The sequence below is a fragment of the Streptomyces sp. F001 genome (assembly GCF_004187715.1).
GTDB lineage: Bacteria > Actinomycetota > Actinomycetes > Streptomycetales > Streptomycetaceae > Streptomyces > Streptomyces flavusporus.
This window is the reverse complement of sequence record NZ_QZWF01000001.1, coordinates 594,409-612,685: the sequence shown is the minus strand read 5'-3', so window position 1 is coordinate 612,685 and position 18,277 is coordinate 594,409. Positions and strand designations below refer to the sequence as shown.

At 72.1% G+C, this 18,277-nt stretch carries 20 protein-coding genes; 14 read left to right on the top strand and 6 right to left on the bottom strand.

Going from position 1 to position 18,277, the window contains the following annotated elements:
- Nucleotides 1–23: 23 nt before the first annotated feature.
- Nucleotides 24–1,193, top strand: a complete 1,170-nt coding sequence (locus tag StrepF001_RS02800) for a thiolase family protein (protein WP_129796677.1) — start codon at nucleotides 24–26, stop codon at nucleotides 1,191–1,193.
- A 7-nt stretch (nucleotides 1,194–1,200) separates the two neighbouring features.
- Here the strand turns inward: StrepF001_RS02800 and StrepF001_RS02795 are convergent, their stop codons facing one another.
- Nucleotides 1,201–2,016, bottom strand: coding sequence for a TVP38/TMEM64 family protein (locus tag StrepF001_RS02795; RefSeq protein ID WP_129796676.1), 816 nt, complete (start codon nucleotides 2,014–2,016; stop codon nucleotides 1,201–1,203).
- A gap of 49 nt (nucleotides 2,017–2,065) precedes the next feature.
- On the opposite strand from StrepF001_RS02795, the gene StrepF001_RS02790 reads away from it, so the two are divergent.
- The 3 genes from StrepF001_RS02790 (at nucleotide 2,066) to StrepF001_RS02780 (ending at nucleotide 5,240) form a co-directional block, all read left to right on the top strand.
- A complete protein-coding gene (locus StrepF001_RS02790; RefSeq protein ID WP_129796675.1) occupies nucleotides 2,066–2,788 on the top strand; it encodes a DNA alkylation repair protein in 723 nt (240 codons plus the stop codon).
- A 316-nt stretch (nucleotides 2,789–3,104) separates the two neighbouring features.
- Nucleotides 3,105–4,274, top strand: coding sequence for an elongation factor Tu (gene tuf, locus StrepF001_RS02785; protein ID WP_129796674.1), 1,170 nt, complete (start codon nucleotides 3,105–3,107; stop codon nucleotides 4,272–4,274).
- Nucleotides 4,275–4,394: 120 nt separating this feature from the next.
- Nucleotides 4,395–5,240 carry a fused MFS/spermidine synthase gene (locus StrepF001_RS02780; protein WP_129796673.1) on the top strand — a complete coding sequence of 282 codons (846 nt, stop codon included), beginning with the start codon at nucleotides 4,395–4,397 and terminating at the stop codon, nucleotides 5,238–5,240.
- A gap of 49 nt (nucleotides 5,241–5,289) precedes the next feature.
- Here the strand turns inward: StrepF001_RS02780 and StrepF001_RS02775 are convergent, their stop codons facing one another.
- Entirely contained in the window at nucleotides 5,290–6,306 is a 1,017-nt protein-coding gene (locus StrepF001_RS02775) for a hypothetical protein (protein WP_129796672.1), read from the bottom strand.
- A 212-nt stretch (nucleotides 6,307–6,518) separates the two neighbouring features.
- Between StrepF001_RS02775 and StrepF001_RS02770 the strand changes: the two genes are divergently transcribed.
- From StrepF001_RS02770 to StrepF001_RS02760, 3 genes are all read left to right on the top strand, one after another.
- The gene (locus StrepF001_RS02770; protein ID WP_129797489.1) at nucleotides 6,519–6,956 is read left to right on the top strand and encodes a DUF4442 domain-containing protein; all 438 of its coding nucleotides are present in this window, start codon (nucleotides 6,519–6,521) and stop codon (nucleotides 6,954–6,956) included.
- A 518-nt stretch (nucleotides 6,957–7,474) separates the two neighbouring features.
- The gene (locus tag StrepF001_RS02765; RefSeq protein WP_240797268.1) at nucleotides 7,475–9,325 is read left to right on the top strand and encodes an RICIN domain-containing protein; all 1,851 of its coding nucleotides are present in this window, start codon (nucleotides 7,475–7,477) and stop codon (nucleotides 9,323–9,325) included.
- A 112-nt stretch (nucleotides 9,326–9,437) separates the two neighbouring features.
- On the top strand, nucleotides 9,438–10,097 hold the full coding sequence (locus tag StrepF001_RS02760) for a DedA family protein (RefSeq protein WP_129797488.1): 660 nt from the start codon (nucleotides 9,438–9,440) through the stop codon (nucleotides 10,095–10,097).
- Nucleotides 10,098–10,157: 60 nt separating this feature from the next.
- Here StrepF001_RS02760 and StrepF001_RS02755 read toward each other — a convergent pair whose 3' ends face one another.
- Nucleotides 10,158–10,685 (bottom strand): gamma carbonic anhydrase family protein, encoded by a 528-nt coding sequence (locus tag StrepF001_RS02755; protein WP_129797487.1) that lies wholly within the window; start codon nucleotides 10,683–10,685, stop codon nucleotides 10,158–10,160.
- Between the two features lie 106 nt (nucleotides 10,686–10,791).
- On the opposite strand from StrepF001_RS02755, the gene StrepF001_RS02750 reads away from it, so the two are divergent.
- The 3 genes from StrepF001_RS02750 (at nucleotide 10,792) to StrepF001_RS02740 (ending at nucleotide 12,854) form a co-directional block, all read left to right on the top strand.
- Complete coding sequence (locus tag StrepF001_RS02750) at nucleotides 10,792–11,556, top strand: acyltransferase (protein ID WP_240797267.1); 765 nt, start codon at nucleotides 10,792–10,794, stop codon at nucleotides 11,554–11,556.
- A gap of 124 nt (nucleotides 11,557–11,680) precedes the next feature.
- Nucleotides 11,681–12,253 carry an XRE family transcriptional regulator gene (locus StrepF001_RS02745; RefSeq protein ID WP_129796669.1) on the top strand — a complete coding sequence of 191 codons (573 nt, stop codon included), beginning with the start codon at nucleotides 11,681–11,683 and terminating at the stop codon, nucleotides 12,251–12,253.
- Between the two features lie 43 nt (nucleotides 12,254–12,296).
- Nucleotides 12,297–12,854, top strand: a complete 558-nt coding sequence (locus StrepF001_RS02740; RefSeq protein ID WP_129796668.1) for a YbaK/EbsC family protein — start codon at nucleotides 12,297–12,299, stop codon at nucleotides 12,852–12,854.
- A gap of 2 nt (nucleotides 12,855–12,856) precedes the next feature.
- Here the strand turns inward: StrepF001_RS02740 and StrepF001_RS02735 are convergent, their stop codons facing one another.
- On the bottom strand, nucleotides 12,857–13,936 hold the full coding sequence (locus StrepF001_RS02735) for a cation diffusion facilitator family transporter (protein WP_129796667.1): 1,080 nt from the start codon (nucleotides 13,934–13,936) through the stop codon (nucleotides 12,857–12,859).
- A gap of 85 nt (nucleotides 13,937–14,021) precedes the next feature.
- Here StrepF001_RS02735 and StrepF001_RS02730 point away from each other — a divergent pair, with 85 nt between their 5' ends.
- Nucleotides 14,022–14,381 (top strand): metalloregulator ArsR/SmtB family transcription factor, encoded by a 360-nt coding sequence (locus StrepF001_RS02730; RefSeq protein WP_165396147.1) that lies wholly within the window; start codon nucleotides 14,022–14,024, stop codon nucleotides 14,379–14,381.
- Nucleotide 14,382: 1 nt separating this feature from the next.
- On the opposite strand, the gene StrepF001_RS02725 is transcribed toward StrepF001_RS02730, so the two are convergent.
- Together StrepF001_RS02725 and StrepF001_RS02720 are read right to left on the bottom strand one after the other, a co-directional pair.
- On the bottom strand, nucleotides 14,383–15,606 hold the full coding sequence (locus StrepF001_RS02725; RefSeq protein WP_129796666.1) for a 4-hydroxybenzoate 3-monooxygenase: 1,224 nt from the start codon (nucleotides 15,604–15,606) through the stop codon (nucleotides 14,383–14,385).
- A gap of 43 nt (nucleotides 15,607–15,649) precedes the next feature.
- Nucleotides 15,650–16,057 (bottom strand): CoA-binding protein, encoded by a 408-nt coding sequence (locus tag StrepF001_RS02720; protein ID WP_129796665.1) that lies wholly within the window; start codon nucleotides 16,055–16,057, stop codon nucleotides 15,650–15,652.
- Nucleotides 16,058–16,201: 144 nt separating this feature from the next.
- Here StrepF001_RS02720 and StrepF001_RS02715 point away from each other — a divergent pair, with 144 nt between their 5' ends.
- Genes StrepF001_RS02715 through StrepF001_RS02705 form a run of 3 tightly spaced genes read left to right on the top strand, consistent with a single transcriptional unit; the run spans nucleotide 16,202 to nucleotide 18,207 of the window.
- Nucleotides 16,202–16,978 carry a hypothetical protein gene (locus StrepF001_RS02715; protein ID WP_129796664.1) on the top strand — a complete coding sequence of 259 codons (777 nt, stop codon included), beginning with the start codon at nucleotides 16,202–16,204 and terminating at the stop codon, nucleotides 16,976–16,978.
- Nucleotides 16,975–17,529: a histidine phosphatase family protein gene (locus StrepF001_RS02710; RefSeq protein WP_129796663.1), complete on the top strand. Its 555-nt coding sequence runs from the start codon at nucleotides 16,975–16,977 to the stop codon at nucleotides 17,527–17,529. Before StrepF001_RS02715 ends, StrepF001_RS02710 begins: the two co-directional genes overlap by 4 nt.
- A gap of 51 nt (nucleotides 17,530–17,580) precedes the next feature.
- Complete coding sequence (locus StrepF001_RS02705; RefSeq protein ID WP_129796662.1) at nucleotides 17,581–18,207, top strand: YigZ family protein; 627 nt, start codon at nucleotides 17,581–17,583, stop codon at nucleotides 18,205–18,207.
- The last annotated feature ends 70 nt before the right edge of the window (nucleotides 18,208–18,277 follow it).

The following is an 18,277-nucleotide window of genomic DNA, read 5'->3' as shown; positions in this document are numbered from 1 at the left end:
CGGCGGCCAAGGAGGCCCGCACCATGCGTGACGCAGTCATCGTCGAAGCCGTACGCACCCCCGTGGGCAAGGGCAAGCCGAACGGCTCGCTCGCCCACGTCCACCCCGTCGAACTCCTCGCCCACACCCTGCGCACCCTCGTCGAGCGCTCCGGCGTCGACCCGGCGCTCATCGACGACGTCATCGGCGGCACCGTCGACCAGGTCGGCGAACAGGCCATGAACACCACCCGGTACGCCGTGCTCTCGGCCGGCTTCCCCGAGACGGTCCCGGCGACCACGGTGGACCGCCAGTGCGGTTCGTCCCAGCAGGCCGTGCACTTTGCGGCGCAGGGCGTCATGTCGGGCGCGTACGACCTCGTGGTCGCCTGTGGCGTCGAGTCGATGAGCCGTGTGCCGATGTGGTCGAACGTCCCGGCCGGCAAGGATCCTTTCGGACCCGGCGTCGCCGAGCGCTACCCGGAGGGCCTGGTTCCGCAGGGCATCAGCGCCGAGCTCATCGCCGCCAAGTGGTCCATCACGCGCGAGCAGATGGACGCCTTCGCCGTCTCCTCGCACCAGAAGGCCGCCGCGGCCTGGGCGGGCGGCCTCTTCGACGCCGAGGTCGCACCCCTGGAGGGCGTCGCGCGCGACGAGTGCGTGCGTCCGGGCAGCAGCCCGGAGATCCTGGCCGGCCTCAAGCCCGCCTACTACGACCCCGGGTTCGCCGAGCGCTTCCCGCAGATCGAGTGGAACGTCACCGCGGGCAACGCCAGCCCCATCAACGACGGCGCCTCCGCCGTCCTCATCACCTCGAGCGAGACCGCGGCCCGCCTCGGCCTGCGCCCCCTCGCCCGGCTGCACAGCTTCGCCGTCACCGGCTCCGACCCGCTGCTGATGCTCACCGGCGTCATCCCGGCGACGGAGAAGGTGCTGCGCAGGGCCTCCCTGACCCTGGACGACATCGACCTGTTCGAGGTCAACGAGGCCTTCTCCAGCGTCGTTCTGGCCTGGCAGCAGGAGACCGGCGCCGACCTCGCCAAGGTCAACGTGCACGGCGGTGCGATCGCCCTCGGTCACCCGCTCGGCGCGAGCGGCACCCGGCTGACCACCACCCTCGTGCACGCCATGCGCGAGCGTGGCGCCCGCTACGCCCTGCAGACGATGTGCGAGGCGGGCGGCCTCGCCAACGCGATGATCCTGCAAGCCGTGTGACCTGCGGTCAGCGCCCCCGCAGATGGTGACGCTTGCGCCAGGCCACCACCGCGCCCACCAGGCCCGGTACGGCGATGCAGGCCATCGCGATGAGAAAGGCGGGCGACGTCGGCGTGGAGGCACGGGCGCCGGCGACGACGTACGCGGCGGTGTTCGGGAGCGTCCCGAGCGCCGTCGCGAGCAGGAACGGCAGCCAGCCCATGCGGGACACGGCGGCGCAGTAGTTCGCCGCCCAGAAGGGCACGCCCGGGAACAGCCGCACCGCCAGCATCGAACGGAACCCGTGCCGGCTGAACTGACCGTCGACGGTGGTCAGTAGCCTGCCCCGCAGCAGCGGGCGCAGCGCGTCCTGGCCCAGCACCCGGCCGAGCCCGAAGGCGATCCCCGCGCCGAGCACCGAACCCGCGACCGCCGTCGCGATGCCCAGCTGCGAGCCGAACAGCGCACCTGCCGCCAGGCTCAGCAGCGGCCGCGGCACGAACGCCACGGTGACCAGTCCGTACGCCACCGCGAACACGAGCGCCGCGGCCACACCGCCCAGCTGAGGCGGCCAGCCGTGCGCCAGCAGCCGCTGCGGTTCGAAGAGCAGCACCGCCGACGCGGCTCCCACGAGCAGCGCGACGAGCAGCGAGAACCGGGACCAGGGCGAGAGCAGGCCTCTCGCGCAGCGCGCGGTGAGACCGAGCCGGACGGGGACGGTGCCGGCGCCGGGGACTGCGGCCGCGAGTTCCGGGACAGTTGTGGTGGCCTGGGGAGAGGCCTTGGTGGCGGCCTGGGAAGCGGCCGTGGCGGTGCCCCCGGAGCGGGTGGTGGCATCGAGCATCCGGTGACACTAACCGACAGATATGTGTGATCGCCGTATGGTTCGTCTCATGGGCGTCACAGGTACGGGAACGGTGGGTGTCCCGCGCAGCGTGCTCGCCGACACGCTGCTGGAACGGCTGACTGTGACGTATGCCGCAGCCGCCGACTCCGAGCGTGCCGGGCCCATGCGCGCGTACATGAAGGACGTGGCGCCGTTCCTCGGCCTGACCACGCCCGTGCGCCGCGCCCTGTCCCGCACTGTCGTGGCCGGCACGGCCCGCCCCGACGAGGCCGACTGCGCTGCCGTCGCCCTGCGCTGCTGGCAGCTCCCGGAGCGCGAGTACCACTACTTCGCCGTCGACTATCTGCGCCGCCACGTGGGGCGCTGCTCGTCCGCCTTCCTGCCGGTGGCCCGGCAGCTCGTCACCACCGTCTCCTGGTGGGACACCGTGGACCTGATCGCCGCCCATGTGGTGGGCGCCCTGGTGGCCGCCGACCCGGGGCTGAAGCGTGACATGGACGCCTGGATCGTGGACGACGATCTGTGGGTCGCCCGCACGGCCCTGCTCCACCAGCTGCGCTACAAGGAACGCACCGACACCGAACGCCTCTTCACCTACTGCCTGCGCCAGTCCGGCCACCCGGACTTCTTCGTCCGCAAGGCCATCGGCTGGTGTCTGCGCGAGTACGCCAAGACCGACCCCGAGGCCGTACGGGCCTTCCTCGCGCGCGAGCGCGGACGGTTCGCGCCGCTGTCGGTGCGGGAGGCGCTGAAGACCATCGGGGCGTGAACGCCGGGGCGAGAGAGCCCGGCTCCGCAGCAGCGGGAAAAAGCATTCGACGCGGGGCGAACCGTCGGCAATGATCTGCGTCATGTTCCGGTACGCCTTCGTTCTCGCCGCATCCGCCGCAGCGGATGCCCCGAAGGCTGCCGTCCTGATCGTCACGGCAACCGTCGACGGCGCCCGAAGCTGACCCTCCCCGGATCGTCCGGCGGACCCCGCAGGGGGAGGGTCGGCAGGTCTCCTGGGGTCCCCGTCCCGGCCGCGCCCATGCGCTCCGCCGGGTCCATCACTCAGCATTCCGCAGAGACTTCGAGGTACCGCCATGCCCAAGACGGCGTACGTCCGCACCAAACCGCACCTCAACATCGGCACGATGGGCCACGTCGACCACGGCAAGACCACACTCACCGCCGCCATCACCAAGGTCCTCGCCGAGCGCGGCACCGGCACCTTCGTGCCGTTCGACCGCATCGACCGGGCCCCGGAGGAGGCGGCGCGCGGCATCACCATCAACATCGCGCACGTCGAGTACGAGACGGACACCCGGCACTACGCGCACGTGGACATGCCGGGCCACGCCGACTACGTCAAGAACATGGTGACCGGAGCCGCGCAGCTCGACGGGGCGATCCTCGTCGTCTCCGCACTCGACGGCATCATGCCGCAGACGGCCGAACACGTGCTGCTCGCCCGGCAGGTGGGAGTCGACCACATCGTCGTCGCCCTCAACAAGGCCGACGCCGGTGACGAGGAGCTGACCGACCTGGTCGAGCTGGAGGTCCGCGACCTGCTCACGGAGCACGGCTACGGCGGCGACGCCGTTCCCGTCGTACGGGTTTCCGGGCTGAAGGCCCTCGAGGGGGACCCGCGATGGACGGCGTCCATCGAGGCGCTGCTCGACGCGGTGGACACCTATGTGCCGATGCCCGAGCGGTACCTGGACGCGCCGTTCCTGCTGCCGGTGGAGAACGTGCTCACCATCACCGGCCGCGGCACGGTCGTCACGGGCGCCGTCGAGCGCGGCACGGTGCGGGTCGGCGACCGGGTCGAGGTGCTCGGCGCCGGGCTGGAGTCCGTCGTCACCGGCCTGGAGACCTTCGGCAAGCCGATGGAGGAGGCGCAGGCCGGGGACAACGTGGCGCTGCTGCTGCGCGGAGTGCCGCGGGACGCGGTGCGGCGCGGCCACATCGTGGCGGCGCCCGGCAGCGTGGCGCCCAGCCGCCGCTTCTCGGCCCGGGTGTACGTGCTGTCGGCGCGCGAGGGCGGCCGTGCGACGCCGGTGTCGACGGGCTACCGGCCGCAGTTCTACATCCGCACCGCAGATGTGGTCGGCGACATCGACCTCGGCGAGACAGCGGTCGCCCGCCCCGGAGACACCGTCACCATGACGGTCGAGCTGGGCCGCGAGGTGCCGCTGGAGCCCGGCCTCGGCTTCGCCATCCGCGAGGGCGGCCGCACGGTCGGCGCGGGGACGGTGACAGCCGTCGGCTGACACACCCGGGGCCCGCCTCTCGAACGGAGGCGGGCCCCGGCCACGTCGGTGCTCCGGCGTCGGGGGCCCACCCCACGGCCGGGTGGCGGCCGAATCCCGCCGTCCCGTCACAATGGAGCCGTGAACGAGCCCATACCCGTGATCCGAGACGTCGATCACGGGACCGCCAAGCTGATGCCCGACATCGACCGGAAGCGGGCCTGGCTGCTCACGGTCGACGAGGCGCCGCAGTCGTACGTCGATCTGGACGAGCCGACGCATCTGGAGTTCGAGTACACGCGGCGGCTCGGGCACGTCCTGGACACGGTCGCGGAGCCGGGACAGCCGCTGGATGTACTGCACCTCGGTGGGGGTGCGCTCACGCTCCCCCGATACGTGGCCGCGACCCGGCCTTGCTCCCGGCAGGACGTCGTCGAGGCCGACCGGGGGCTGCTGGAGCTGGTCGCGGAGCACCTGCCGCTCCCCGCCGGCACCGGCATCACGCTGCACGCGGCGGACGCCCGCGCCTGGCTGGCCGGTGCCCCGACGGACAGTGCGGACGTCGTGGTCGCCGACGTCTTCGGCGGCTCACGGGTACCGGCCCACCTGACGTCCCTCGCCTACGCCCGCGAGGCCGAGCGGGTGCTGCGCCCCGGCGGCGTCTACCTGGCCAACCTCGCCGATGCCACGCCCTTCGCCTTCCTGCGCTCCCAACTGGCCACCTTCGCCTCGGTGTTCGGGGAGCTCGCGCTGATCGCCGAACCGGGCGTGCTGCGCGGCCGGCGCTTCGGCAACGCGGTGCTGCTCGCCGCGCACCGCCCGCTCGACACCACGGCCCTGGCCCGGCGTACCGCCGCCGACGCCTTCCCGGCCCGCGTCGAGTACGGGGCAGGGCTGCGGGAGTTCATCGGCGCGGCCCGGCCGGTCCGGGACGAGGACGCCGTACCGTCACCCGAGCCGCCCGGCGGAGCCTTCGGCATCGGGTGAAGCGGATCCGGCCTCGGCCGGCACCACGAGGCCGGTGTCGGTCCGCTGGTCAGCCCCCGGTCGGTTCCCCGTGCAGCCGCACCGTGCTGAGGATCTTCATGATGGTCGCCTTGGGGACCTCGTCGTCGACGCCCTTGGCGCCGTAGAAGTTCCACGACACGAAATCACCGGCCGAGTTCTTGAAGCCGAAGGTGACCGCCTTGCCGTCGCTGGCGCACTTGCCTTTCCGGGGTGTGTTCGTCGACTGGGCCCAGGCGATGCTGCCCTCGATGCCCGACGTGGTGGTGTAGGGCTTGGCCTTCTCGTCGAACGTGACGCTCTTCTTGTCGGGCTGCGTGTAGCCGCCGTAGACCCACCAGGCCACCGTGTTCACGGCGACCTCGTCGGTGTTCTTGGCGCCGTCCGCGCCCTTGGAGCCCACCGCGGCGAGGGCCGTGTCCTCGGTCCGGCCGTCCTTGTTCTCGTCGGTCGTGCACCACTTCGACTTGTAGAACGCCGGCGCCGACATGATGGCGAGAGGCTTGGCGTCGTCCGACTTCTCGTCCTCGAAGCCGATGCTCAGGCCCGGCGACTCGACCTCCCAGTCGGCCGGCACGTCGAAGGCGACGCCCCGCTTGGGGTTGACGACCACCTTCCAGCCGTCGATCGTCGGCTTCTCGTTCTCGGTGCCGCGCGGGTTGTCGTCCGAGCCGGACGCGGAGCCGCTCGGGTCGGCGGGCGCCGACGGTGACGGGCTCGTCTTCTTCTTGGTGCCGCCGTCCGCCGTGTCGTCCTTGTCGCCGCCGAGCACCAGGAAGCCGGTGACGCCGGCGGCCACCACCACGGCGGTGGCCGCCACGATCGCGACCAGCTTCGTCCGGTTGCCGTCACCCCCGCCGCCCGGCTGCGGCTGCGGAGCCCCCGCCGGCGCCGGTGTGCCCCACTGCGGTTGCTGCGCATAGGGGTTGGGCTGCTGGAAGCCGGGCTGCTGATAGGGATTCGGCTGCTGGTATCCCGGCTGCTGGTACGGGTTGTTCTGCCCTTGCGGGTTCTGCTCGCCCCCGGGCGGCTGCTGTCCTGGCCACATGAGCGGTAACCCTAGTGCCGCTGTGGACACGATTCGGTCACTGCCCCTTGTCAGGGACGTAGCGAAACGGGAGTCGGAGCGGCTCCCTCCGGTCGGGCTGCCCGGCACGCCTGCTCTCCTGCCACATGGGCCACCGTGATACGCCCGTCACCACCTGCATCTGGTCAGCCGAGGCTACCCGTGGGTAACATGCGGCCATGAGCGCAGATCAGATGTCGATCGGCGAGTTGCTCGCCGCCACGGTGCCGATGGTTCGGACCCTGAACCTCGAGTACCTGGAGACCACTCCGGAGAAGGCCGTGCTGGCGCTGCCGGACCAGAGCGAGTACCGCAACCACGTCGGCGGGCCGCACGCGGGGGCCATGTTCACCCTCGGCGAGTCGGCCAGCGGCGCGATCGTCCTGGCCGCGTTCGGCGACCAGCTCTCGCGTGCGGTACCGCTGCCGGTGCATGCCGAGATCGCGTTCAAGAAGATCGCGCTGGGTCCTGTCACGGCCACCGCGACCCTCGGCCGCCCCGCCGCCGAGGTGGTCGCCGAACTCGACGAGGGCAAGCGCCCCGAGTTCCCGGTGGCCGTCGCCATCCAGCGCGAGGACGGCGCCGTCACCACGGAGATGACCGTCGTCTGGACCCTTCGTCCCAACAGCTGAGTCCGAGCGATCGGATGGGCCCCGTCGCTGCGGCGGGGCCCTTTCTGTGCGCCCGCGCGCTCCGGTGGCGGCCCGCCGGTTCGAGGTGTCGCCGCCCTCGAGTCCGCCGGCGAACTCCTTGAGCCAGTACGTGAATTCGGGCCCCGGTGCACCGTGCCGCCCGGGCGTCGGTCAGCTGGATCTCGACGCCCGGGCCCGGCAGTGAACCTGTTCCGGGGAGATTCTGTGGATCAACCGGCTTTGGATGCACACAACTTGACGTCCGGGGCACCGGCGATTTCGAATGCTGGTGCGGATACCAGGGGTAACCCGCGGCAATTCATGGCCGATTGAGCATCCGTCACCCGAACTCCTTGTTTCCCGTGAGACGCGTGTGCGAAAGTGTGGCACCCCGCGGGAAGGTGAAAGGCCAGGCTCAAAAGGCCTGCGCCGGGCTCATGAGCACGCACCATTCAGGCACCTGCTTTCCGAAGGACGTGCATTGCGTCGCGTCCTGCGGCTTGGAAGGAAATGGTCCAGTGCAACCCCCTTACCCCCCACGTCCGCCCTACCCGCCCCGACCCGGTTCGCGCCCGGGGGAGTCCGACCACGATCTCGTTGCCCGGCTGGGCGGCCCCGACCCGGACAGCCGGGCCGCAGCTCTGCTGCTGGCCCGGCACTGGCGCCCGGTGTACGACTACGCGGTCGTCTGCCTGGCCTCCTCGGCGGTGTCGGCGCAGCTGGCGGCCACCGCCGCGTTCCAACAAGTGCCCGGCCGCGGAGCGGCCGTCGGTGCGCTGCGCCCGCACCTCCTTGCGACCGTGCGGGAGACCGTACGGGAATGGGCCGCCGAGGACGATGTGGCGGCTCTGCTGCCGGAACTCCGCAAACCCACCGGCGGCCGCGGACTGCGTGCGGCGCGGTCCGTGACACCGGAAAAGCGGCTCCTCGCAGAGCGCGCTTTCCATGCTCTTCCGGGAGCCTCTCAATGCCTGCTGTGGCACACCGAGGTCGAGGCCGAGCCGATAACCGTACCGGCCGGTCTGCTGGGCGTGGACCCGATGACCGCGTCGGCGGCTCTGGAACGGGCACGGGAGCAATTCCGGGCAGGCTGCGTACGCGCCCACCGGGAACTCGCGCCGTCCAGGGAATGCCGTTTCTACAACCGTCTCCTCGACGTCCCGATGCGCCGCGGGGGAGCCCTGCTGCCGGATGTGCAACAGCATCTGACGGCGTGCCGGTACTGCTGGCACGCCGCCGAACAACTCGGCCGTCTCGACGGCGGCCTGGACGTGCTCCTCGCCGAAACCGTGCTCGGCTGGGGCGCCCGCCGCTATCTCGACTCACGCCCCGGCCGCAGTGCACCACCGACACCCCCGCGGGCCCGCCCCGGCACTGCCCGCCCGAGAACCGGCGGGCGCCATCGGCCCGGCCCAGCCGGACCCCTGTCGCGCAGACCTTCCATGGCCGTGGTCGTGGGCGTCGGCCTGACCTCCCTCGCACTGCTCGCGACGGTGCTCGTCGCCAGGAGCTGGTCCGGCGACAACGGTGTCGCCCACGGTCCGGAGGCCACCTGGGGCGTGCCCAGCAGCCACACCCTGAGCCCGAGCCCGGCGTCCGAAGCCCCCTCCGCCGGAACACCGTCGGCCGCTTCCGCCGCCCATCCCGTCGAGGTCGCCCGGGGACGGCTGCGCAACCTCGCCCTCGACCTGTGCCTCGACGGCGGCAACGGCACGCCCGGGACCGCAGCCGTCCTTGCGGTGTGCTCGTCCGCCGCGTCGCAGCAGTGGTCGTACCAGGACGACGGTCTGCTGCGCAGCGTCGCCGACCCGGCCCTCTGCCTCGGCGCGCACGTCCGCAGGGGAACGGTCGGGTCGGCCGACTGTGCGGTGCACTCCGGGCAGGTGCAGTACGACCTGACGGTGCGCGGCGAACTCCTGCTCCGCTGGCGCAAGGGCAGGCTCGTCGCGCCCGGTCCGGGCCGGGAGGTGGTCGTCGCCGACCGGGACGGCTCCGCGAAGCAGCGGTGGCGGCTGGAGGCGGCGCCCGACGAGGCGGAGGAGCCGGGGAAGAAGGGCGACGGGCGGAGCGAGGACGAGGACCGCGCCGAGCGGGACGCGGAAGGCCGGGCTGAGCGCGGATCGTCGGGCGGGGATCAGCGCCCCGGTGATCCCGAGGAGCACGGTGAACAGCGCCCGCCGGATGGCGAGGCCCCGCACGAGCAGGGATCGGAGGATCCGCCGGAGCAGTACGAGACGCGAATGGCCCAGGCCGACTGCTGTGACAGCGCCGAGCCGTCGGCGGCCGAGCCCGACGCGCGCGAGCTCGTGGCCGGGGTACGGGGTGCGGTCACGTCCCGTGCCGTGTCCGTCGCCTCCGCCCTCGGGTGATCGCCGCGGAGGTGTCGGTGGGACCCGGTAGGCTTCGCGGCGTGCGCCCGGGACGGGCGCACGCCGTATGTCTGCGGCTTCCACCAAGGCACGCAATTCGGAGGAACCGGCGGTGCACGTCCAGGAGTGGCTCGAGACCGTACCCGCGGTCAGCATCTACGCGCTGGTGGGGCTGGTCATCGGCCTGGAGAGCCTGGGCATCCCGCTGCCGGGCGAGATCATCCTGGTCTCCTCCGCGCTGCTCGCCTCCCAGCACGGCGACATCGATCCCGTCATCCTCGGCGCGTGCGCCAGCGCCGGCGCGATCATCGGCGACTCCATCGGCTACGCCATCGGCCGCAAGGGCGGACGGCCGCTGCTCGCCTGGCTCGGCGGGAAGTTCCCGAGGCACTTCAGCGAGGCGCACATCGCGACCGCCGAGCGGTCCTTCGAGAAGTGGGGCATGTGGGCCGTCTTCTTCGGCCGCTTCGTCGCCCTGCTGCGGATCTTCGCCGGGCCGCTCGCGGGCGTGCTGCGGATGCCGTACTGGAAGTTCCTGATCGCCAACGTCTTCGGCGGCATCCTCTGGGCCGGCGGCACCACCGCGGTCATCTACTACGTCGGCGTCGTCGCCGAAGCATGGCTGAAGCGGTTCTCGTGGGTGGGGCTGGTGCTGGCGGTGCTGATCGGCCTCACGTCGATGCTGGTGCTCAAGCGCAAGGCGAAGAAGGTGCAGGTCTCGCGGCCGGAGTCGGGTGCGGAGCCGGTTCCGGTCGGCGACAGCGCCCCCTGAGGGGCGCCATGCGGCTTCGCCGCGCGGGCGCGACCGGCCGGCCACGGCCCGCGCCCTGCCTCACTCGTGCACCTCGCGGTGGGCCTTGGCCAACTCCGCGTACATCGTCCCGTTGAGCGTGACCCCCTCCCGCTCCTCGGCACTGAGTTCCCGCCGAACCTTCGCAGGTACCCCGGCGACGAGCGACCCCGGCGGCACCCGCATCCCCTGCGGCACCAGCGCCTGCGCGGCGACCAGCGAACCGGCACCGATCACCGCCCCGTTGAGCACGGTCGCCCCCATCCCGATCAGACAGTCGTCCTCGACCGTCGCACCGTGCACCACGGCGTTGTGCCCGATCGACACCCGTTCCCCGACACTGACCGGGAACCCCGGATCCGCATGGAGGGTGCAGTTGTCCTGGACGTTGCTGCTCGCGCCGACGGAGATCCGCTCGACGTCGCCGCGCAGTACGGCCCCGTACCAGACACTCGCCCCCGCCCCCAGCGTCACGTCCCCGATCACCGAAGCCGTGGGCGCCAGGAACGCCTCCGGATCGACCTTCGGCTCCTTGCCGCCGATGCCCGTGATCAACGCCCGCTGTGCCATCTCCGCCTCCTCGTCGTGAACAACACGCACGGTACGCCACCCGGTGGGGCGAAGATCACAGCCCCACCGCCCCTTGGGGGCAGCCGACGCTGAGTACCGTGAGCGGGTGCCGAAGAGCAAGAACACGTTCTCATCCTGGCGGCGCCGCCTGGCGCAGCGGGCCGTCCACGCGGGCTGGGCCTGGTTGCAGCGCACGGCCTCGGTCACCGCCGAGTGCCCGGGACGGTTCCGCTTCGGCGCGATGGGAACCGGTACCAGGCTCGCCTTCCCCCTGGGTACGGTCTTCGGTGAACCCTGGATCCACCTCGGCGCCCACTGCATCGTCGGCGAACAGGTCACCCTGACCGCCGGTCTGATGCCCGACCTGGACCTCGGCCCCGAGCCGATCCTGCGCATAGGCGACGGTGTCGTCCTCGGCCGGGGCAGCCACGTCATCGCCGACACGACGGTCACCATCGGCAGCGACTGCTACTTCGGGCCGTACGTCTACGTCACGTCCACCAACCACTCGTACGACGATCCGCACCAGCCCATCGGCAAGCAGTGGCCGCGGATGGAGCCGGTGGAGATCGGGCCGGGCTGCTGGATCGGCACCGGCGCCGTGATCCTGCCGGGCGCGCGGATCGGGCGGAACGTGGTGGTGGCCGCGGGGGCGGTGGTACGCGGTGTGGTGCCCGACCATGCGGTGGTGGCGGGGGCGCCTGCCCGTGTCGTACGGCGCTGGACACCCTCGGACGGCTGGCAGCCGCCGCTCAGGACCCCGGCGCCGGTGCCGATACCCGACGGGGTCACCTCCGATCAGCTGCTGGCGCTCGCGGGCCTCGACGAGGAGACGGCGGCGAAACTCGCCGAGCTGGACCTCGAGTCCTGAGGGGGCCGGCCACATCTCTGCCGCTGACGGCGCAGTGCAGTGCGGCGCAGGAACGAGGTGCCTGGGGTGCACTGACTCGTAGTTCAGTAGAATGAACCCAATCATCCAGGCTATTGGACGGAATGTGTCGGACCTCGATCTGCTGACCCAGTCCCTGGCGCGCAGCGTCAAGCATTGGCGCGCGGTGCGCGGCTTCACGCTGGACGTGCTCGCCGCCCGGGCCGGCGTCAGCCGCGGCATGCTCATCCAGATCGAGCAGGCGCGCACCAATCCCAGCCTCGGCACCGTCGTCAAGATCGGCGACGCGCTCGGCATCAGCATCACCACCCTCCTCGACTACGAGCAGGGCCCGAAGGTCCGTATCGTCCCCGCCGACCAGGCCGTACGGCTGTGGCACACCGACACCGGCAGCTACAACCTCCTCCTCGCCGGCACCGAGGCGCCCGGCCCGCTGGAGATGTGGCAGTGGCGGCTGATGCCGGGCGAGAACAGCGCCTCCGACCCGCACCCCACCGGCACGGCCGAGCTGCTCCACGTCACCGCGGGCGAGCTGACACTCACCGTGGACGGCGTGGACTACCGCGTCCCGGCAGGCGCGACCGCCTCCTTCGAGGCCAACGCCCCGCACGCGTACGGCAATGAGGGCGACGTCCCGATGGAAATGGTCATGGCGGTCTCGGTCCCGCCTGTGCACTGAAACACCCCGTCGGCCATCCGCTCGCTCCTGTTACCGTGCGGCCATGGACGCGCCCATCGGACACTTCGACAATGCCACCCCCGCCCCCGACTGCCTCGACGAACTCACCCGCCCGGTCGCCGACGCCGTACGGAACTGGCGCGGCAGCGTCCCCGCCGACCAGATCGTCTACGTCGACACCGACCCGCAGTGGGCCGACACCGCCGTCTTCGTGGAGCACTACGGCCAGGAGCTGCTGGAGCGGTCGGCGAACTGCGTGGTGGTTGCAGGCAAGCGCGGCGGCGAGACGACGCTGGCCGCATGCGTCGTGCTCTCCACCACCCGGGTCGACGTGAACGGCGTTGTGCGCCGTCAACTCGGCGCCCGCAAGGCCTCGTTCGCCACGATGAACATGGCCACGGGCGAGACCGGCATGGAGTACGGCGGCATCACCCCGATCGGACTGCCGGACGGCTGGCCCCTGCTGGTGGACTCGGCCGTGGTCGACCTGCCGTACGTCCTGGTCGGCAGCGGCCGACGGCGCGGCAAACTGCTGGTCCCCGGGAAGGCGTTCGCACAGCTGCCGGGAGCGGTGGTGCTGGAGGGGCTGGGAATCGCCTGAGTTCAGGCGGCCGTCGCGTGGTGGGCCAGCGCCAGATGCGGGTCGGCCTCGCCCGGCGCGTGGGCCGGGTCGGCATGCACCAGGGCGGCGGTGAGGCGCGGTACGGCGTGCAGCAGGGCGTGTTCGGCCTCGACGGCGATCGCGTGGGCCTGGCGTACGGTCACGTCTCCGTCCACCACGACGGCGACCTCGGCCCGCAGCCGGTGACCGATCCAGCGCAGCCGCAGCTCGCCCACCTCGTACACGCCCGGCACCTCACGCAACGCCCGCTCCGCCCGGTCCACCAGGGCCGGGTCGACGGCGTCCAGCACGCGCCGGAACACCTCGCGCGCCGCGTCCCGCAGCACCAGGGCGATCGCCGCGGTGATCGCCAACCCCACGACCGGGTCGGCGAGTTGCAGGCCCAGCGCCGCGCCGCCGGCGCCGATCAGCACCGCCAGTGACGTGAATCCGTCTGTACGCGCGTGCAGTCCGTCCGCGACCAGTGCGGCCGAGCCGATCGAACGGCCGACACGGATCCGGTAGCGCGCCACCCATTCATTGCCCGCGAAACCGACCAGGGCGGCCACCGCGACCGCCGGGATGTGCTCCACCGGGCGTGGGTCGAGCAGCCGCCCGATCGCCGTCCACCCGGCGAAGGCGGCGGACGCGGCGATCGTCAGCACGATCACGATGCCCGCCAGGTCCTCGGCGCGGCCGTAGCCGTATGTGAAGCGGCGGGTCGCCGCGCGGCGGCCCAGCACGAAGGCGATGCCGAGCGGTACGGCGGTCAGCGCGTCCGCGGTGTTGTGCACCGTGTCGCCGAGCAGCGCCACCGACCCGGACGCCGCCACCACGACCGCCTGCGCCAGCGCGGTCGCGCCGAGTACCGCCAGTGAGACCCAGAGCGCACGCATCCCGCGGGCCGATGACTCCAGGGCGGTGTCGACCTTGTCGGCGGTGTCGTGGGAGTGCGGGGTGAGGGCATGGGTGAGACGGCGGAGGCCGTTCTCAGGGCGGTCCTCACGCCTGTGGCTGTGCTCGCCGTGCCCGTGACGGTGCGGATGTCCGTGATCGTGCAGGTGGTCGTGCCGGTCGCTCACGTGGATCCCCTCCCGGTGCGCGGGGTGGACGAACGGGTTCGGTGCGTTGGTGGACGTACCCGCTCCCCGGGGGCATTATGTGCGTATGAGCGCACGCATGCACCTGTCATCTGCGCACGATGCGCATCCGCGCACCCCGGGCGAGGAGCAGTTCGCGCTCGCCGCCGAACTCCTCGCGCTGCTGGGTGACCGCACCCGCCTGACCCTGCTGCACGCCCTGAGCGGTGGTGAGGCCGACGTCACCACGCTCACCGAGGCGTGCGGTGCGGCGCGGCCCGCGGTCAGCCAGCACCTGGCACGGCTGAGGCTCGCGGGACTGGTGACCACGCGCAAGGAGGGCCGCCGGGTGATCTACGCCCTGCGCGACGGCCATCTGCGCAGGGTCCTGGACGAGGCGCTGAGCCTCGCCGACCACCGGCTCACCGGGCGGCCGGAGCACGACTGAGTCAGGTCGTCGCGTCCATGCCGAGGTACTGCTCCGCGAAGGCGGTCGCGGCGGAGGGAGAGGTGAACAGGCGGCGCAGCCGGGCCAGGGTGGTGCCTGCGCGGTACGGGTCGCCCGAAGCGGTCCCGTGGTACACCTCGGACAGCCACTGCGAGAACTCCTGGTAGTCCCACACCCGGCCCAGGCTGTCCGCCGAGTAGCCGTGCAGTCCGCTCGCGTCGCCCTCGGTGAGGTACGCGACGAGCGCGTCGCCGAGCAGGAAGGCGTCGTGGAGGGCGAGATTCATGCCCTTGGCGGCGATGGGCGCGGTGAGGTGGGCCGCGTCTCCGGCCAGGAACAGCCGGCCGTACGCCATCGGCTCGACGACGTAGTTGTGCATGTCGAGCACGCGCTTCTCGAGCAGCCGGCCTTCGGCGAGCGGTGGTGTGTCCGTCGCGCCGAGCCGCTCCTGGAGTTCGGCCCAGACGCGGTCCTCCGGCCAGTTCTCCGGGTCGTCGCCCGGCGGGCACTGCAGGTAGTAGCGGGTCACCTGAGGGCTGCGGGCCATGTGTCCGGCGAACCCGCGCGGGTGGATGCCGAACACGACACAGTCGGACGACGGCGGCGCCTCGGCGAGCAGTGCCAGCCAGCCGATGCCGTAGTCGTGCCGCGCAACGCGGACCCGCTCCGGTGGCAGCGCCGTCCGCGCCACGCCGCGCGCCCCGTCGCAGCCGGCCACGACGTCGCAGTGGAGCACCTGACGTCGACCGGTCTCGGGGCAGGTGTACGACACCGAGGGCCGGTCGGTGTCAAGGTCGTGCAGTTGGACGTCCCGCACTCCGAACCGGATGTCCCCGGCGCGTATGTCGGCGTACTCGCGCACCAGGTCCGTCACCAGCAGCGGCTGCGGGTAGACGAAGTGGTGTTGCCCCGTCAGTTCGGCGTACGACAACCGGTGACGCTGCCCGCCGAAGCGGAACTCGCACTGGGTGTGCACCTGGGCGCGTTCCAGCAGGTTCCCGGCCAGGCCCCGCCGCTCGAGCCCGCGCACGGCCCACTCCTCGAGGACCCCGGCCCGCGGCCGTTGCTCGATGAACTCCCTGCTCTCCACCTCCAGCACCACACAGTCGACGGACGCGGCCCGCAGAATGCTGCCGAGCGTCAGCCCGGCCGGCCCGGCGCCGACGATGACGACCGGAAACCGTTGCGGGGCAAGGGAGTTGATGCGGGGGGAGGGGTTGGTCACCCGAGCATTATGGCCACGGCCGGCCCGGCCCGCCGGGTCGGTTCTAGCCGAGAAGCGGTATCTCGATGGCCGGGCAGCGGTTCATCACCATGTCCAGGCCCGCGGCGCGGGTGCGGTCGTAGGCCGGCTCGTCGATGACGCCGAGCTGGAACCAGACCGCCTTGGCGCCCTTGGCGACCGCCTCGTCGGCGACCGCGCCGGCGAGGCCGCTGTTGACGAAGACGTCGACGACGTCCACGTCGAAGGGGATCTCGGCGAGGGAGGCGTAGCCCTGCTCGCCGAGCACCGTCTCCGCCTTGGGGTGGACCGGCACGACCCGCTTGCCGAAGCGCTGGAGGACCCGGGCGACGCCGTACGCCGCGCGGTCCTGGTTCGACGACAGGCCCACCACCGCCCAGGTGTCTCCCAGCTCGGTGAGGATCTTGCGGACCGTTGCTTCGTCGCCGTACACCGTGGGCCTCCTTGGGCCTCGTCGCCATGCTGGACACGCGGTACAACCGCTCTGTACTGCAACGGGCGGCCGCGTGCGGGGATTCCCTCGATCGGTCCCCGGGTGCATGCTGGAACCCCGCCACCTTGTCCGGAACCACACCAGATGCCTGCGTACGACCGCCCGCGCGCCTACGCTCGCCCCGTGCTGCGCATCATCGACGCCCGAACCGGCGAAACCGTCGACGCGTCCGCCACCCGCCGGGGACTGACCCGCGTTGAGGCCCACGCGCCCGGACTCGACGCCACGGCCCTGCGTGTGCTGCTGGTCGCGGACGTCCTGGTCCGCGCCCTGGAACTCGGGGGTACGCCGGTCCTGGGTCTGCTGTCCGGCGAGCGGGAGCGGGCGGAACTGCGCACGGCCGCGGCGGCCCTCGGCATCCGGCCCTTCGAGGACCGCAGCGACGTCGGCGCCGGGCCGGTCGAGCGGCAGGTCCTCCATGTGGTGGGGGAGGGCGGGGCGGCACCCGACGGAGTGCGCGTCGCGGTCGCGCCCGTGGACCGCGGGCCGGTCGACCTCGGACAGGCCCTCGCGGGCGGCGCCGATCCCGCCGTGTTGCGTCTGGCGCTGCTCGCCCCGCACAGAAGTCGTCCGGTGCGCCTCGACGCCGCCGCCCTGGACGAGGCCCGCGACACCCTCGCCCGCTGGCGCCGGGCCGTCGCCACCTGGGCGCGCCGCCCTTCGCGGCCCGTTCCCGAAGAGGTCCGCGAACAGCTGCGTACCGCATGGGAAGACGATCTGGACGTCCCGTCGGTCCTGCGCGTCCTGCGCCGCGTGGAGACCGACCCGGACCTGCCGGAGGGCGCGCGGTTCGAGACGTACGCCTACACGGACCGGCTGCTCGGACTCGACCTGGCCCGCGATCTGGGATCCCCGGCATGATCACGCGGGCGGGATCCGGCCCGCTGCGTCGTCTGGTCGTGCTCCGGCATGCCAAGTCCGCCTGGCCGCTCGACGTCGCCGATCACGAGCGCCCGCTCGCACCCCGCGGCCGACGGGACGCGCCGGCCGCGGGGCGCGCGCTCGCCGAGGCCGACTGCCTGCCCGACCTCGCCCTGTGCTCCACCGCCGCCCGTGCCCGCCAGACCTGGGAACTCACCTCCGCCCAGTGGGGCACCCCGCCGCCCGTACGGCACGATGCGCGGCTGTACGGAGCCGACGTGCCCGACCTGCTGGCCGTCGTGCACGAGGTGCCGCCGGAGGTCGAGACGCTGCTCCTGATCGGGCACAACCCCGGTCTGGAGGAGCTGGTCCTGGCGCTCGCCGGGGACGGCCTCGACGACGCACTGGACCAGGTCCGGGTGAAGTTCCCCACCTCGGCGATCGCCGTCCTGGCCTGGCACGGCAGCGGCTGGCACACCCTCGCGCCGGGCAGGGCACTGCTGACGGCGATGATCGTGCCGCGGGGCAAGAAGAAGCCGGGCAAGAAGTAGGGCGCCTCTCCCGGGCCCGGCGCACGCGCGCGTACCGCATAGGCTGGCCCGATGCAGGACGAGTACCGCACCGTCGCCCGCGCGGGCGTGCACGAAACCGAGGTCAACCGCTCGCGCTTCCTGTGCACCCTCGCCCCGGCCGCCACCGAGCAGGAGGCCCAGGACTTCATCGCCGCCGTGCGCAAGGAGCACGCCGACGCCACGCACAACTGCTGGGCGTACGTCATCGGCGCCGACGCCTCGGTCCAGAAGGCGAGCGACGACGGCGAACCGGGCGGCACCGCCGGCGTCCCGATGCTCCAGATGCTGCTGCGCCGCGACATGCGGTACGTCGTCGCCGTCGTCACCCGCTACTACGGCGGGGTCAAGCTCGGTGCGGGCGGCCTCATCAGGGCGTACGGCTCAGCGGTCGGCGAGGCCCTGGACGCCCTCGGCACGATCACCCGCCGCCGCTTCCGACTGGCCACGGTGACCGTCGATTACCAGCGGGCCGGCAAGGTCCAGAACGACCTGCGCGCCACCGGCCGAGAGGTACGGGACGTGCGCTACGCGGAGGCGGTCACGATCGAGATCGGGCTCCCGGACGCCGACGTGGACGCCTTCCGGGCCTGGCTCGCGGATGTCACCGCCGGGACGGCCGGGTTCGAGCTGGGCGGGGAGGCGTACGGGGACGCGTAGCGAAGGGTGCTGTGCCCCACAAGGATTGGTGGGCAATCGGTATCAAGTGGTCACAACGGATGTGCGCCGG

Coding starts and splice junctions, on each gene's coding strand:
- StrepF001_RS02800 (WP_129796677.1), top strand. CDS start 24: ATGCGTGACGCAGTCATCGTCGAAGCCGTACGCACCCCCGTGGGCAAG.
- StrepF001_RS02795 (WP_129796676.1), bottom strand. CDS start 2,016: ATGCTCGATGCCACCACCCGCTCCGGGGGCACCGCCACGGCCGCTTCC.
- StrepF001_RS02790 (WP_129796675.1), top strand. CDS start 2,066: ATGGGCGTCACAGGTACGGGAACGGTGGGTGTCCCGCGCAGCGTGCTC.
- tuf (WP_129796674.1), top strand. CDS start 3,105: ATGCCCAAGACGGCGTACGTCCGCACCAAACCGCACCTCAACATCGGC.
- StrepF001_RS02775 (WP_129796672.1), bottom strand. CDS start 6,306: ATGTGGCCAGGACAGCAGCCGCCCGGGGGCGAGCAGAACCCGCAAGGG.
- StrepF001_RS02770 (WP_129797489.1), top strand. CDS start 6,519: ATGTCGATCGGCGAGTTGCTCGCCGCCACGGTGCCGATGGTTCGGACC.
- StrepF001_RS02755 (WP_129797487.1), bottom strand. CDS start 10,685: ATGGCACAGCGGGCGTTGATCACGGGCATCGGCGGCAAGGAGCCGAAG.
- StrepF001_RS02740 (WP_129796668.1), top strand. CDS start 12,297: ATGGACGCGCCCATCGGACACTTCGACAATGCCACCCCCGCCCCCGAC.
- StrepF001_RS02730 (WP_165396147.1), top strand. CDS start 14,022: ATGAGCGCACGCATGCACCTGTCATCTGCGCACGATGCGCATCCGCGC.
- StrepF001_RS02715 (WP_129796664.1), top strand. CDS start 16,202: ATGCCTGCGTACGACCGCCCGCGCGCCTACGCTCGCCCCGTGCTGCGC.
- StrepF001_RS02710 (WP_129796663.1), top strand. CDS start 16,975: ATGATCACGCGGGCGGGATCCGGCCCGCTGCGTCGTCTGGTCGTGCTC.
- StrepF001_RS02705 (WP_129796662.1), top strand. CDS start 17,581: ATGCAGGACGAGTACCGCACCGTCGCCCGCGCGGGCGTGCACGAAACC.